The organism is Sphingomonas kyeonggiensis, from assembly GCF_014204495.1.
Classification (GTDB): domain Bacteria; phylum Pseudomonadota; class Alphaproteobacteria; order Sphingomonadales; family Sphingomonadaceae; genus Sphingomonas; species Sphingomonas kyeonggiensis_A.
Genome location: NZ_JACHLN010000001.1, coordinates 861,398 through 874,849 on the forward strand (window position 1 = coordinate 861,398; position 13,452 = coordinate 874,849).

A 13,452-nucleotide genomic window follows, 5' to 3' on the forward strand; every position below is an offset into this window, starting at 1 on the left:
GAGGAGACACCATGAACAGCCAGACAATCGATGTCATCGGCGATCCCGCGCTGATCGCGGCGATCGCGGCGCTTGCACGGCAGGAGGGCTATGCCGCCTCGGAGCCGATGCTGACCGAGTCGATCAGCGACGCGCTGGACGCGCCGTTCGGCGTCGACGAGATCCGCCAGGTCTGCGAAGTCGTCACGATCATGATGGGAGCCGGCACCTCGGTCGTCGGCTTCCTCGCCGCGGTGAAGGCGCTGCTCAAGCGCAGCGAGCCAAAGGGCGGCGGCGAGACCGCGGTGATCGTCAACGATACCCACAGCCAGGCCCGGATCACCAAGCTGACGCCCGATACCGACATCAGCCAGATCGGCGGCTAGCCATGCTCCCCATCATCCAGTTCGATCCGGCCACGATGTCGTTGTTGTACGACGCCCAGCTGGTCGGCGGACGGGATGGCGGCGGGCCAATCCAGCAGGCGGTCGCCGCGGTCACCCAGGGCAGGTCCGACGAGGCGATCGCCATTCTGGCATCCATCGACGACGACAAGACCTTCAACCGCGGCCTGCAGATGGTGTCGGCGATCTGGCACGAGAAGCGGCATTTCCTCGATTTCGTGCTCAGCAATTACGGCGCGTTCCGCTTCCGCCAGTTCGTCGAAATGTACGCGAACATGCCTCTCATCCTTCGCGAGGGACAGGAGACGGGGAAGATCCATGTCCCTCTCGAAATCTATGCCGATCCCGTTCGCAGCGCGGTCGCGAAGGTCGAGAACCCATCCGCCCACTTAGCCAGCCTGGCCTCGGTACTGACCCGTCGGCGAAAGATGATCGAGAGGGACCGGGCGCAGGAACAGACGCGTTTCGGGAGGCTCGAGCTGGGCGGCGAGGCACAGCTCGAGTGCATGGCCTTCCTGGCGCAGCTCGATTTTGTCGGTACCTATTTCGGCGAGGAGGGCATGCGGCGCTTCTACGGCTCGCTGTTCGATGCCGGGCAATTCGCCGCCAAATATCTCTCGCTGATCGAAACCGCCGGGCGGCTGGGGGTGGTGCAGGGAGATGTCACGGCCGAGGATGCGATCACGATCGATCCGTCGCTGCTCGAATGCATCCTGTTCGCGTCGCTGCAGACCGACTATTTCGGCGCCTCCGCCCCCGGCTATGCGGCGACCTCCTACCCGGCGGAACGCTTTGCCGCGATTTCGGTGGAACTCACCCAGTCCGGCAAGCTGCCGCAACCCGGCGCGGCGCCGCTCACGCCCGAGGATTGCTGGGAACTCGTCGATCAGGCGTGCCGCACCATATTTGGCGAAAGCATCGAGGGGGCCATCGCCCGGGACCTTGCCCGGTTCCGCGCGCAGACCGTCGACAAGATGCGGGGCAACATCCCGCCAGCGCTCGAGACGATGATGGAGGACTATCTCGGCCTGCGGGAACGCATGCTCGAGGAGTTTCGCCAGGACCCCGGCAAGTTCATCTTCTCGGCGAGATTCACCTCCGACCTCGCCGATCGCCTGCAGCCGAATTACGTGATGGCGGCAAGCGGCGGAGATCTCGGTGATCCGCCACGCGGCTACCACCTCATCATGGGCTATGAGCATGAGAAGGGAACGGCGGGCGGCAAGGACCTCCCCTATCGTAAATGGTGGTGGGCCTGCGCGCCGACGCATCAGGGCGCAGCCCCGGACCGGCTGGGATTTGCCAACCCCTCGGTCTGGTACTCGGTGATGGACTTCTACGCGCCCACCGCCAAGCTGCTCATGAACGGACGCCGGCTCAGGACGCTCATCGGGCCCGAACTGCTCTTCGCCCAGCAGCGGCTGAAGAATGATTTCCAGATCGAAATCGAGATATATCCGAGCTTCGCCTTTCCCGACGAGACGCTGCCGGTGGAGGTCTTCTATTATTACTACGGCACCGACCGGCTGAAATGCGACCTGTCCTCCGTCCCGCTCACGCGCCCGGAAGGCGTGGCGATAAACCCCTGGACGCTACGGCGCTGGCCGGGGCTCGCCAGGCACATGATCGCCGCGCTCGGGGATCATGACTTTGCCTATTTCACCTTTGTGCGCGACTGGTCGCCCTGGGTGATATCCAGCGCCGCCTATGACGAGATCCGGCCCTTGATGGCGTGAGGGGGCTCAGCCTTCGCGATGGATCGCGAAGGCCTGCCAGCTCTGGTTGACCGGCATCAGCTCGAGGCTGTTGATGTTCAGGTGCGGCGGCAGCGTCGCCACCCACAGGATCGTCTCGGCGATGTCCTCGGCGGTCATCGGGTTCACGCCGCCATAGAGCTTGTCCGAGGTTTCCTGGCTGCCGGTGCGGACCAGCGTGAACTCGGTCTCGACCATGCCCGGCTCGATCGAGGTGACGCGCACCCCGGTGCCGTGCAGGTCGGCGCGCAGGTCGAGGCTCAGCTGGCGGACGAACGCCTTGGTCGCCGCGTACACATTGCCGCCCGGATAGGGATAGGTCGCTGCGACGGACGACAGGTTGATGATCGCGCCCTTGCGCGCCACCAGCATCGGCAGCAGCTTGTGGGTGATCGAGACGAGCGCGGTCACGTTCGTGTCGATCATCGTCTTCCACTTGGTGAGCGACGCCGCCTGCGCGGGCTCGAGGCCCAGCGCGAGCCCGGCATTGTTCACCAGCAGGTCGAATTCGCGGAAGCCCTCGGGCAGCGAGTCCAGCGCCGCGTCGCGGGCTTCCTCGTCGCGGATGTCGAAGGCAAGGGTGCGGACATTGTCGCGCTCCAGCGGCGCCAGCCGCTCCGCCCGCCGCCCGGTCGCGACGACATTCCACCCCGCATCGGCAAAGGCCAGCACGCAGGCCTCGCCAATCCCCGAAGTGGCGCCGGTGATGAGTGCGGTTGGCATGGCGAGTCTCCTGTGGTTTCCTCGCTCCTTGCCGCGCGGCGTGGTGCCGTCAAGCGCGCGCAGGAGGTGCGCTGAACGGAAGCGTCAAGCGAAAGCCCTCCCCCTTGATGGGGGAGGGTTGGGTGGGGGTGAGCTCTCAGTTACATTGCGCACATGAAGCGAGTGCCACCAAGCGGCAGCACAGCCCGATCCCGCCAGTTGCGCGCAAATGCGACGGACGCGGAGCGGGCGCTCTGGCGATTGCTCCGCGAGGCTTTCCCGGACGAACGCTTCCGGCGTCAGGTACCGATCCGGCAGTATACCGTTGATTTCGCGAGTCACCGCGCCAAGTTGGTGATCGAAGCCGATGGCGGGCAGCACACCGAAGAAGTCGATGCGCATCGGACTGCGGCCATCGAAGGTGACGGCTACCAGGTCCTGCGCTTCTGGAACAACGACATACTCGCGAACCCCGAAGGCGTGGCGCGCCAGATAGGCGCCGCACTAAATAGCCCTTCTCCCTTGATGGGAGAAGGGAGGGGCCCGCTCGCGTAGCGAGTGGGAGGGATGAGGGTGCGCGCGCCTCAGGCGACGTCGCTAGCGGAGAGCTCACCCCCACCCAACCCTCCCCCATCAAGGGGGAGGGCTTTTAGATTGCCACCACTAGAGACTCAGCCCCGCAACACCGCGCCCTGCTTGGCCGCGGCGGCGACCACCTTGTCGGCGACCGCCTTCAGCTCCTCGTCGGTGAAGCTCTTCTCGCCCGGCTGGAGCGTGACTTCGATGGCGAGGCTCTTCTGTCCCTCCGGCACGCCGGTGCCGGTGAAGACGTCGAACAGCCGCGCATCGACGATGGTCGCCTTGTCCGCGCCCTTGACGGTGCGCACCAGGTCCCCCGCCGCCAGCGCCGTCGGCACGAGGAAGGCGAAGTCGCGCGTCACCGCCTGCAGCGCGGGCGGCGTATAGGCCGTGCGCATGAAGCCGGACCCGCCGCGCTTGCCGGGCAGCGCATCGAGATAGAGCTCGACCGCGGCGACATCGCCGTCGAGGTCGAACGCCTTGAGCACGCTCGGGTGGACCATACCGAACGCCGCGAGCACGGTCTTCGGACCCAGGCGCAGCGTCGCAGACTGGCCCGGGTGCCAGACGTCGCCCGCCTCACCCATCACCTGCAGGTTGGCCACCGGCGCGCCGGCGGCCTCGAGCAGCGCCAGCGCCTCGGCCTTGGCGTCGAAGGCGGTAAAGGGCTGGGCGCGGCCACCCTGCCAGCCGCGCGGCGTCTTCGCGCCCGCCAGCAGCACGCCGAGCGTCACCCGCTCGCCGTCCGCCAGATAGCGGCGGCCCAGCTCGAACAGGCGGACCGACGTCGCGCCGCGCTTGAGGTTGCGCTCGGCAGCCCCCAGCAGGCCCGGCAGCAGCGACGGGCGCATGACCTTCATGTCCTCGCTGATCGGATTGGCCAGCGTCCAGGCACCGCCGCCGAAGGGCGCCGCCTCGCTCTCCGAGACGAAGCTCCAGGTCACCGCCTCGTTGAGCCCGCGCGCCGCCGCCGTGCGGCGCAGCTTGCGCTCGAGCTTCTGCTCGGGCGTCGCGGTCGGCCTGGCCACGCCCGGCACCCGCGACAGCGGCGTGGACGGCACATTGTCGATGCCCTCGATCCGGATCACTTCCTCGACCAGGTCGGCCGGCCCGTCGACATCGCGGCGCCAGCTCGGCGCGGTGACGCGCAGCGCGTCGAAGCCGTCGGCCAGCTCGACCGGATCGCCATTGCCGTCGAGCGGCTGGACCGTGAAGCCCAGGCTCTCGAGGATCTCGACCTGCCGCGCCGCCGGCACCGCCAGCCCGCCGAGCGTCTCGGCCAGCCTGGGATCATAGCCGGTGGTCACGCCGACCTTGGGCAGCGTACCCGCACGCGTAACCTCGCTCGCCGAACCGCCGCACAGCTCGATCACCAGCCGCGTCGCGATCGCGATGCCGTCCTCGAGGAACTGCGGGTCGACCCCACGCTCGAAGCGCGAGCGCGCATCGCTGGTCAGGTTGAGCTTCTGCCCCGCCCGCGCGATATGCTCGGGCTCGAAATAGGCGCATTCGATCACCACGTCGGTGGTCGCCTCGGACACGCCGGTGTCCTCGCCGCCCATGATCCCGCCGATATCGTGCACGCCGTTGGCATCGGCGATCACCGTGATCGTCTCGTCGAGCGTATAGGTCTTCTCGTTGAGCGCCAGCACCTGCTCGCCGGCCCTGGCCTTGCGCACGGTCAGCGCGCCCGACAGCTTGGCCTTGTCGTACACATGCAAAGGCCGGCCGAGATCGATCATCACATAGTTGGTGATGTCGACCAAAGCCGAGATCGGCCGCTGCCCGATCGCCTTGAGCCGGCGCTGCATCCACTCCGGCGAGGCGCCATTGGTCACGCCCGAGACGGTCTGGCCATAATAAGCCGGGCAGCCCTCGGGCGCCTCGATCTTCACCTCGGGGCCCGCGCCCGCACCGGCAACCGGCTCGGCATCGAGCGGCTTCAGGACACCCAGCCCCGCCGCCGCCAGATCGCGCGCGATCCCGCGCACGCCCATGCAGTCCTGGCGGTTCGGGGTGATCGAGATGTCGAACACCGGGTCGTTGAGATCGGCATAGTCGGCGAACGCCGTGCCCACCGGCGCATCGGCCGGCAGCTCGATGATCCCGTCATGATCCTCGCCCAGCTCGAGCTCGCGCGTCGAGCACATCATGCCGTTCGATTCGACCCCGCGCACCGCGGCGACCTTGAGCGCCATGCCGTTCGCCGGCACCACCGCGCCCGGCGTACCGAGCACGCCGACCAGCCCGGCGCGCGCATTGGGCGCGCCGCAGACCACCTGCAGCACCTGCTCGCCCGTATCGACGGTCAGCACCTGCAGCTTGTCCGCCTGGGGATGCCGCTCGGCGGTCAGCACCTTGGCGACGCGGAAGCCGTTCAGCTTCTCGCCCGGATTCTCCACGCCTTCCACTTCGAGGCCGACGCGCGTCAGCGCCTCCTCGATGTCGGTCAGCGAGGCAGTGGTGTCGAGATGCTCCTTGAGCCAGCTCAGGGTGAACTTCATGCGCCCACTCCCCCGCTCAGCGTGGGCACGTCGAGTGCCGAGAAGCCGTAATGCTTGAGCCAGCGCAGATCGCCGTCGAAGAAGGCGCGCAAGTCGTCCATCCCATATTTGAGCATCGCCAGCCGGTCGACGCCGGTGCCGAAGGCGAAGCCCTGCCATTCGTTCGGATCGAGGCCGCAGCTCTCGATCACCTTGCGGTGGACCATCCCGGAGCCGAGCACTTCCATCCAGCCGCCATTGTCGCTCTTGCGCGGATCGCCGCCGATCACACGCTTGCCGTTCTGCCAGGTGAAGCCGACGTCCACCTCGGCCGAAGGCTCGGTGAACGGGAAATAGCTCGGGCGCAGCCGCAGCACGATGTCGTCGCGCTCGAAGAACGCCTTGAGGAAGGTCTCCAGCGTCCATTTGAGGTGGCCGAGCGTGATCCCCTTGTCGATCACCAGCCCTTCGATCTGGTGGAACATCGGCGTGTGCGTCGCGTCGCTGTCCGAGCGATAGACGCGGCCCGGCGCGATGATCCGGATCGGCGGCTTGTCCTTGACCATCGTGCGGATCTGCACCGGCGAGGTGTGGGTACGCAGCAGATACTTCTGGCTGCCGTCTTCCTCGCGCGGGAAATAGAAGGTGTCGTGCATCGCCCGCGCCGGATGCGTCTCGGGGATGTTGAGCGCGGTGAAATTGTGCCAGTCGTCCTCGATCTCGGGACCGGTGGCGACCGCGAAGCCGAGATCGGCGAAGATCTCCGCCAGCTCGTCCATCACCTGGCTCACCGGATGCACCGAACCTGCGGCCACGCTGTCGACCGGCAGCGTCATGTCGATCGTCTCGCTGGCGAGGCGTGCATCGAGCGCCGCCTTCTCCAGCCCGGCCTTGCGGCTGGCAATCGCCTCGGTCACCGCCTCGCGCAGCCCGTGGATGCGCGGGCCGGTTTCCTGGCGCTCTTCGGGAGTCATCCCGCCCAGCGTCTTGAGCAGGCCGGTGATCGCCCCCTGCTTGCCAAGCGCATGCACGCGCACGGCCTCAAGCGGCTCGAGCCCCGCCGCGGCATCGATCGCGCCGAGCAGGTCGGTGCGGAGCTGGTCCAGATCGGTCGTCATCAAATCCTCACTTCGTCGAGGGAGCCTCTAGCGGCCAGCGACACAAAGAAAAAGGGCGCCGGTGTTGCCACCGGCGCCCCATTTTCTCTTGCTCGCGCAGGTCGCCTTAGGCGGCCTGGGGCAGAGCCGCCTTCGCCTGCGCGATGATGGCGGTAAAGGCTTCGCCTTCGTTCATGGCGATATCGGCCAGGACCTTGCGGTCCAGCTCGATACCGGCGAGCTTCAGCCCGTGCATGAACTGCGAATAGGTCAGGCCTTCGGCGCGGACACCGGCGTTGATGCGCTGGATCCACAGACCACGGAAGGTCCGCTTCTTAACCTTGCGGTCGCGATACGCGTACTGGCCGGCCTTTTCGACGGCCTGACGGGCGATGCGGATCGTGTTCTTGCGACGACCGCGATAGCCCTTTGCCTGCTCAAGAATGTTCTTGTGCTTGGCCTTGGTGGTTACACCACGCTTAACTCGTGCCATTTGTCAGGCCCTCCTTACTTCAGACCGTAGGGCGCCCACGCCTTGATGTGTGCAACATCGGCGTCGGCGAGCACGGAGGTGCCGCGGTTCTGGCGGATATACTTCGCGTTGTGCGAAATCAGGCGGTGGCGCTTGCCGGCGACTCCATGCTTCACCTTGCCAGTGGCGGTGAACTTGAAGCGCTTCTTTACGCCGCTCTTCGTCTTGAGCTTGGGCATTTTCGTCTCCTTATAGTTCGACGATTGCGGACACGCGCGGCAGCCCATTCAGCCGGCGCATCCCTACGATCGCGGAAAGCGGGGCCCCTAGCCGAAGAGTCGGGAGAGCGCAAGGTGAGTCTCCGATCCACCTCCTCCCTTAACTCCCCTCCCTGCAAGGGAGGGGTTGGGGGTGGGTGGCGAGCGCAGCGAGCTCAGCCAGTCGGCCCGCGAAAGAAGAAAAGCTCGGGTATCGAGCCCGAGCTTTTCTAACCCACCCCTAGCCCCTCCCTTGCAGGGAGGGGAATCCTGAATGGGAAGGCACCCATGAAGGGAACGGGAACCCCTTGGCATCACCGGGCTTTCTCCCAGCATGGCCGATCGCGAAGCCCCGATCTCCGCCGCCGCTCCGGCACAAGCGCCCGCCGACGCGCCCGCGCACCCGATTCGCGCGCTCGGCTTGCCCGGAGCCGGCGCCATCGCGGTCGTCACCACGCTCCTCGGCCTGGTCGTCCTCGCCTGGACGATCCTGTTCGTCACCAAGGGCCGCTTCCTCAAGCACAGCTTCGAGCGCATCGTCGCCCAGCAGACCCAACGCGAGGTGAAGGTCGCCGGCGACTTCCAGCTCTATTTCAATCCGCTCAACGTGAAGTTCGTCGCCGAGGGGATGACGATCTCCAACCCCGCATGGGCCGGCAAGGGCAATTTCTTCGAAGCGAAGCGCATCGATTCGCGCATCTCCACCTGGGGCCTGATCACCGGCCGCCGGCGGATCAACTGGCTGGGCCTGGAGGACGGCCGGATCGACCTGCGCTGGGACAAGGACGGCAAGCGCAACAGCTGGACGTTCAGCGAGGAAAAGGGCGAGCCGCTCGACCTGCCGGTCATCCGCCGCGCGCTCGTCCAGGGCACGATGATCCGCTACATCGATCCGCGCATGCAGGTCGAGGCCGGGATCCGCATCCACACGGTGGAAGCGAAGGACACCCAGTTCGCCTCGTCGATCGGCTTTGACGGCGCCGGCACGGTGCGCGGCACCCGCTTCGTGATGAACGGCGCGCTGCTCACCCCCAATGCCACCGTCTCGGGCGGCAGGAACCAACTGCGCCTGCACGCCGAGGCGGTGCGCACCCAGGTCGATGTCTCGGGCACGCTCCCCGGCGCCACCGAGATCGAGGGCGCCGACCTCCACATGAACATCCGCGGGGCGAACCTGGCGGACGTCTTCATGCTCGCCGGTATCGCCGTGCCCGATACGCGCAGCTATCGGCTCACCTCGGCGCTCACCAGGCGCGGCGACGAATGGCGCTTCACCGGGCTGAAGGGCCGCTTCGGCGACTCCGACCTTGCCGGCAAGATGACCGTGAAGATGACGCGCCCGCGCATGCTGCTCACCGCCGAGCTCGCCACCGACACGCTCGACATCGTCGATGCCGGCCCGTTCATCGGCTACAACCCGAACACGCTGGCGGCGAAGGGTGCGGCCGGTGCGATCACCCAGGTCTCGGGCACGCCGCGCCTGCTGCCCGATGCGAAACTCCGCATAGATACACTTCGCAACTTCGACGCGAAGGTCCACTGGACCGTGCGCGACGTCCGCGCGCCGAGCTTCCCGGTGTCGAACATCGAGCTGGGGCTCGATCTCGACAACATGCTGCTCAAGCTCAGCCCGCTCAATTTCAGCATGGCGCGCGGCACGGTCAGCTCGGACATCAGCATCAACGCGCGCAGGCAGCCGGTCTTCACCGACTATGACATCCGCCTGTCGCCTACGCCGATGGGCACGTTGCTCGCCGGCTGGGGCGTCGAGCAGAGCGGCACCAGCGGCACGGTCAAGGCGCGGGTGCAGATGACCGGGCTCGGCGACAGCGTGCGCGAATCGTTGGCCAATTCGAACGGCCGCATCGCGATCATCCTGCCGCGCGGGTCGCTTTGGACGCGCAACGTCCAGCTCTCGGAGATCGATATCGGCACCTTCGTCCAGAAGATGTTCGAGAAGAAGCTGAAGGAGCCGGTGCAGATCAATTGCGGGCTGATCGGCTTCACCGTGCGGAACGGCGTGGCGGCGGCGGACCCGATCCTGATCGACACGCAGAAGAACGTCATCCTCGGCCGCGGCGGCTTCAGCTTCCGCAACGAGAGCATCGATCTGGCGATCCGCGCGGACAGCAAGAAGTTCAGCCTGTTCTCCGGCCAGTCCCCGGTCGGCCTCAACGGCTATTTCGCCCGGCCGGGGCTCAACGTCATCTCCCCCGAGCTGGTCGCCCGCGCCGGGGTCGGGCTGGGGCTCGGCGTGATCGCCAGCCCGTTCGCGGCGATCATCGCGTTCGTCGATGTCGGCGACGCCAAGGCCGCCGCCTGCGGCCCGGTCCTCGAAGGCGCCCGCGCCGCCGCCCAGCGCACCACCAAGGGCAAGCCCCGCGACGATGTCGGCAGGGGGACGACGAGCAAGTCGGAGAATGGCGGGCGCGGGCGGGACTGAACGCTTTCCCCCCTCACCCCAAACAGATCCCCGGCGAAGGCCGGGGCCCAGTTTCGACGAATCCTCGATGGCGCCGGAACCTCTCGAACGACATCGCAACAGGCCCCGGCCTTCGCCACGGAACCGGGACCAGGCCGCTCCTCCAAACCGGATTGACGCCACCTCCACGATGCCGGACCCTCTCCCCCACAAACCGCCATCGGAAGGGGAACGATGCGCATCCACCTGCTGCTCGCCGCGACTGCCGGCTTGTTCCTGACCGGCGCGCCGCCCGCCGTACTTGAGACACGCGCGTCCACCGCGCCCTATTGCGGGGCGGCTATCGTCGAAATTTCGATCTGCCTCGACTGGTGGATGAAGCGCGCCGAACACGATTCGCTCGTTGCGAAAGCGCGTGGAGGCGATCGCGATGCCGCCGCTACACTCGCCGAGTTCCATATGATGGCGGGAGAAGACCGCATCTCGCACGGCTGGGCGGTTCTCGCCGCCGAGCGCGGGCATTGTCCGTCGATCGGAGGGCTCCTGTCCCGAGCCGAAGATCGGCGCGATCACGCCGCGAGGCGCAAATGGAACCAGCGCTTTCGCTGGAACAAGTGCGACCGGTCAGGCGCCCGGCTTGCAAAGTAGGATTTCGCCTGCTTCGCTGACCCGGCGGGCCGGCCCCCGCCGCTCTTTCAACCGTCGGAAATCGCTCAATGGTCGTGGTGGTGATGGCCCTGCCCGCGGCAGGCCAGCGCCTCGAGGATCTCCTCGATCCGCGCCGGGTCGCCGGCGGCGATCACTTCGCCGTTGCTGCCGGCGTGGAGGGGGTCGCCCTGCCAGTCGCACATCCGCCCGCCCGCGCCCTCGACGATCGGCACCAGCGCGGCGAAGTCGTGGAGCTTGAGGCCGGCCTCGACGACGATGTCGAGCCAGCCGCTGGCGACGCAGCCATAATTATAGCAGTCGCCGCCCAGCACCACGCTCGCCACGGCGCTGTCGAGGTGCTCGAAAGCGTGGAGCTGGTCGTCGTCGAACAGCGCCGGGCTGGTCGTGGCGAGGATCGCGTCCTTGAGGTCGCGGCAGCGGCGCGCCTCGGCGGGCTTGCCGTTGAACAGGGTCGGGCGGCCGGCGACGCCGAGCCAGCGCTCCCTGGTCACCGGCTGGTCGATGATGCCGAGCAGCGGCCAGCCGTCCTCGATCAGCGCGATCAGCGTGCCGAAGATCGGGCGGCCGGCAATGAACGCGCGGGTGCCGTCGATAGGGTCGAGAACCCAGGTCTTTCCGCTGCTCCCCTCCCGCGTTCCGAATTCCTCCCCCTGCACGCCGTCCATGGGCCTTTCGGCGATGATCAGCTTGCGCATGGCCTCTTCCGCGGCCCGGTCGGCCAGGGTCACCGGGGACTGGTCCTCCTTGGCCTCCATGCCATGGGCACCCCGGAAGTAGGGCAGGATGGCGGCGCCGGCCACATCGGCAAGGCGTTCGGCAAGGGCGATATCGGCAGCGGTCACGGGCATGGGGAAGCCCTAGCGTTCCGATTTTGACTCGCCAAGGTCACAAACCTTTGTCACTCCACCCGCCGATGCGCCGCCTGCTGATCCCGATCGCGTTCCTCGCCGCCACCCCCGCCGCCGCGCAGACCCTGCGCGCCGTGCCCGCCCAGCCCGCTTCCGAAGCCGATGCGCTGCGCGGGGTCGAGGTGTTCCTGATCAATGAAGGCGAAGCGCCGGTCACTGATGCCGGCCCACGCCAGATCGAGATCACCGCGGTCGACGGCACCCGCCTGGTCCTGGAGCGCGCGCCGGGTCCGCTGCCGACGGTCGCCCCGCACGGCTTCGCCAAGGCACGCTATGTGCCGGTGGGCATCGCCGGCCGCGCGGTTCCGCCGACCGAACAGCACGCCGCCGCCGACATGCCCGAGGGCGAGACGGTGGTGCAGAGCTCGACGGGCAGCTCGGCGGCCTTTGTCGACCGGTTCGAGCCGCATGAGCCGGTCTATGGCGCATTCGGCCTCAAAGATGCCGGCGGCAAGCTGCAGGTGAGCCTTGCCTTCCGCCCGTTCAGCGAGAATGCCCCGCTCAAGCTCGGCAACCTGCGCTTCGCCTATACCCAGACGATGTTCTGGGCGCTGAACCAGCCCTCGGGCCCGTTCCGCTCGACCAACTACAGCCCCGAAATCTACGCCGACATTCCCCTGGACGACACCACCAGGGTCGCGCTCGGCTACCGGCACGATTCGAACGGCCGCGGCGCGCTCGATTCGGTCGATCTCAACCGCGCCTACCTCCGCGCCGAGAAGACCTTCGACCTGGGTGGCGACTGGCATGTCGATATCGCCCCCCAGGCCTGGTTCTATGTCGGCCAGATCCGCACCGCACCCGACGTGAAGGACTATTTCGGCTATACCAGCCTCACCGCGGCGATCGGGCAGCGCGACGGCATCAAGCTCTCGCTCACTGGGCGCGGCAATTTCGAAACGGGCAAGGGCGCCGCCGAATTGTTCGTCTCCTACCCGCTCGCGCGGATTGCGAAGGGCGTGGGCTTCTATATCTTCGGCCAGGCCTTCACCGGCTATGGCGAGGCACTGGACGACTATCGCAAGAACGACACCCATGCCCGGATCGGCATCGCACTGACGCGGTAAGCCGGGGAGAGGATCTAAGGAGGATCGCCATGCGCAAATTGCTGATCACTGCCGCCGCCGCCCTGTCGCTCGCCATGCCGGCCACCGCCGCGCTCAAGACGGGCCAGGTCGCGCCCGACTTCACCGCGCCCGGCGCGATGGCAGGCAAGCCCTTCACCGTGCACCTCAAGGCCGCGCTCAAGAAGGGTCCTGTCGTCCTCTATTTCTTCCCCGCCGCCTTCACTGCGGGCTGCAACGCGGAAGCCCATGCATTCGCCGAGGCACTGCCCGACTTCCAGAAGGCCGGCGCCACGGTGATCGGCATGACCGCCGGCAATGTCGAGAAGCTCGAGGCCTTCTCGGCCGAGAAGTGCGCCGGCAAGTTCGCCGTCGCCGCCGCCAGCCCGGAGATCATCAAGGGCTATGACGTGCTGCTCACCGGCAAGGACGGCAAGCCGACGACGGTTACCAGCCGCACCTCCTATGTGATCGCGCCGAACGGCAAGGTGCTGTTCGTCCATTCGGACATGAGCCCCGCCGATCACATCCGCCTGTCGCTCGCCGCGGTCCAGAAGTACAAGGCCGCGCACAAGCATTGATCCGCGGCCTCGACATTTTCACGATTCCGCATGCTTTGCTCACCGGATGTTAGCAGTTGCACCGTAATTCCGTGTCCAGAC

General features: G+C 67.1%; 13 protein-coding genes. 7 read left to right on the forward strand and 6 right to left on the reverse strand.

What is annotated here, in order from left to right; genetic code table 11:
* Positions 1 to 11: 11 nt before the first annotated feature.
* Together HNP52_RS04200 and HNP52_RS04205 are read left to right on the forward strand one after the other, a co-directional pair.
* Entirely contained in the window at positions 12 to 365 is a 354-nt protein-coding gene (locus HNP52_RS04200; RefSeq protein ID WP_184162879.1) for a hypothetical protein, read from the forward strand.
* Positions 366 to 367: 2 nt separating this feature from the next.
* Positions 368 to 2,119 (forward strand): hypothetical protein, encoded by a 1,752-nt coding sequence (locus HNP52_RS04205; RefSeq protein ID WP_184162881.1) that lies wholly within the window; start codon positions 368 to 370, stop codon positions 2,117 to 2,119.
* A 6-nt stretch (positions 2,120 to 2,125) separates the two neighbouring features.
* On the opposite strand, the gene HNP52_RS04210 is transcribed toward HNP52_RS04205, so the two are convergent.
* Positions 2,126 to 2,860, reverse strand: coding sequence for an SDR family NAD(P)-dependent oxidoreductase (locus tag HNP52_RS04210; protein WP_184162884.1), 735 nt, complete (start codon positions 2,858 to 2,860; stop codon positions 2,126 to 2,128).
* 153 nt (positions 2,861 to 3,013) lie between these two features.
* Here HNP52_RS04210 and HNP52_RS04215 point away from each other — a divergent pair, with 153 nt between their 5' ends.
* Complete coding sequence (locus HNP52_RS04215; protein WP_184162887.1) at positions 3,014 to 3,394, forward strand: endonuclease domain-containing protein; 381 nt, start codon at positions 3,014 to 3,016, stop codon at positions 3,392 to 3,394.
* 116 nt (positions 3,395 to 3,510) lie between these two features.
* On the opposite strand, the gene pheT is transcribed toward HNP52_RS04215, so the two are convergent.
* From pheT to rpmI, 4 genes are all read right to left on the reverse strand, one after another.
* Complete coding sequence (gene pheT / locus HNP52_RS04220; protein WP_184162890.1) at positions 3,511 to 5,922, reverse strand: phenylalanine--tRNA ligase subunit beta; 2,412 nt, start codon at positions 5,920 to 5,922, stop codon at positions 3,511 to 3,513.
* On the reverse strand, positions 5,919 to 7,019 hold the full coding sequence (gene pheS / locus HNP52_RS04225; protein ID WP_184162893.1) for a phenylalanine--tRNA ligase subunit alpha: 1,101 nt from the start codon (positions 7,017 to 7,019) through the stop codon (positions 5,919 to 5,921). Before pheS ends, pheT begins: the two co-directional genes overlap by 4 nt.
* Before the next feature lie 106 nt (positions 7,020 to 7,125).
* A complete protein-coding gene (rplT, locus tag HNP52_RS04230; protein WP_116839693.1) occupies positions 7,126 to 7,491 on the reverse strand; it encodes a 50S ribosomal protein L20 in 366 nt (121 codons plus the stop codon).
* A gap of 14 nt (positions 7,492 to 7,505) precedes the next feature.
* Complete coding sequence (gene rpmI / locus HNP52_RS04235; RefSeq protein WP_184162896.1) at positions 7,506 to 7,709, reverse strand: 50S ribosomal protein L35; 204 nt, start codon at positions 7,707 to 7,709, stop codon at positions 7,506 to 7,508.
* Positions 7,710 to 8,061: 352 nt separating this feature from the next.
* Here rpmI and HNP52_RS04240 point away from each other — a divergent pair, with 352 nt between their 5' ends.
* Both HNP52_RS04240 and HNP52_RS04245 read left to right on the forward strand, forming a co-directional pair.
* Positions 8,062 to 10,170, forward strand: a complete 2,109-nt coding sequence (locus HNP52_RS04240) for an AsmA family protein (RefSeq protein WP_184162899.1) — start codon at positions 8,062 to 8,064, stop codon at positions 10,168 to 10,170.
* A gap of 213 nt (positions 10,171 to 10,383) precedes the next feature.
* Entirely contained in the window at positions 10,384 to 10,797 is a 414-nt protein-coding gene (locus tag HNP52_RS04245; RefSeq protein WP_184162902.1) for a hypothetical protein, read from the forward strand.
* A 65-nt stretch (positions 10,798 to 10,862) separates the two neighbouring features.
* On the opposite strand, the gene hisN is transcribed toward HNP52_RS04245, so the two are convergent.
* Positions 10,863 to 11,666 (reverse strand): histidinol-phosphatase, encoded by an 804-nt coding sequence (hisN, locus tag HNP52_RS04250; protein WP_184162905.1) that lies wholly within the window; start codon positions 11,664 to 11,666, stop codon positions 10,863 to 10,865.
* Positions 11,667 to 11,731: 65 nt separating this feature from the next.
* Here hisN and HNP52_RS04255 point away from each other — a divergent pair, with 65 nt between their 5' ends.
* Together HNP52_RS04255 and HNP52_RS04260 are read left to right on the forward strand one after the other, a co-directional pair.
* Complete coding sequence (locus tag HNP52_RS04255; protein WP_184162908.1) at positions 11,732 to 12,793, forward strand: phospholipase A; 1,062 nt, start codon at positions 11,732 to 11,734, stop codon at positions 12,791 to 12,793.
* Positions 12,794 to 12,822: 29 nt separating this feature from the next.
* Positions 12,823 to 13,371, forward strand: coding sequence for a peroxiredoxin (locus HNP52_RS04260; protein WP_184162911.1), 549 nt, complete (start codon positions 12,823 to 12,825; stop codon positions 13,369 to 13,371).
* Positions 13,372 to 13,452: the final 81 nt, after the last annotated feature.

What these genes read in the sequence shown, in the direction of transcription:
- HNP52_RS04200 (WP_184162879.1), top strand. Translation starts at nt 12, where the DNA reads ATGAACAGCCAGACAATCGATGTCATCGGCGATCCCGCGCTGATCGCG.
- HNP52_RS04205 (WP_184162881.1), top strand. Translation starts at nt 368, where the DNA reads ATGCTCCCCATCATCCAGTTCGATCCGGCCACGATGTCGTTGTTGTAC.
- HNP52_RS04210 (WP_184162884.1), bottom strand. Translation starts at nt 2,860, where the DNA reads ATGCCAACCGCACTCATCACCGGCGCCACTTCGGGGATTGGCGAGGCC.
- HNP52_RS04215 (WP_184162887.1), top strand. Translation starts at nt 3,014, where the DNA reads ATGAAGCGAGTGCCACCAAGCGGCAGCACAGCCCGATCCCGCCAGTTG.
- pheT (WP_184162890.1), bottom strand. Translation starts at nt 5,922, where the DNA reads ATGAAGTTCACCCTGAGCTGGCTCAAGGAGCATCTCGACACCACTGCC.
- pheS (WP_184162893.1), bottom strand. Translation starts at nt 7,019, where the DNA reads ATGACGACCGATCTGGACCAGCTCCGCACCGACCTGCTCGGCGCGATC.
- rplT (WP_116839693.1), bottom strand. Translation starts at nt 7,491, where the DNA reads ATGGCACGAGTTAAGCGTGGTGTAACCACCAAGGCCAAGCACAAGAAC.
- rpmI (WP_184162896.1), bottom strand. Translation starts at nt 7,709, where the DNA reads ATGCCCAAGCTCAAGACGAAGAGCGGCGTAAAGAAGCGCTTCAAGTTC.
- HNP52_RS04240 (WP_184162899.1), top strand. Translation starts at nt 8,062, where the DNA reads ATGGCCGATCGCGAAGCCCCGATCTCCGCCGCCGCTCCGGCACAAGCG.
- HNP52_RS04245 (WP_184162902.1), top strand. Translation starts at nt 10,384, where the DNA reads ATGCGCATCCACCTGCTGCTCGCCGCGACTGCCGGCTTGTTCCTGACC.
- hisN (WP_184162905.1), bottom strand. Translation starts at nt 11,666, where the DNA reads ATGCCCGTGACCGCTGCCGATATCGCCCTTGCCGAACGCCTTGCCGAT.
- HNP52_RS04255 (WP_184162908.1), top strand. Translation starts at nt 11,732, where the DNA reads ATGCGCCGCCTGCTGATCCCGATCGCGTTCCTCGCCGCCACCCCCGCC.
- HNP52_RS04260 (WP_184162911.1), top strand. Translation starts at nt 12,823, where the DNA reads ATGCGCAAATTGCTGATCACTGCCGCCGCCGCCCTGTCGCTCGCCATG.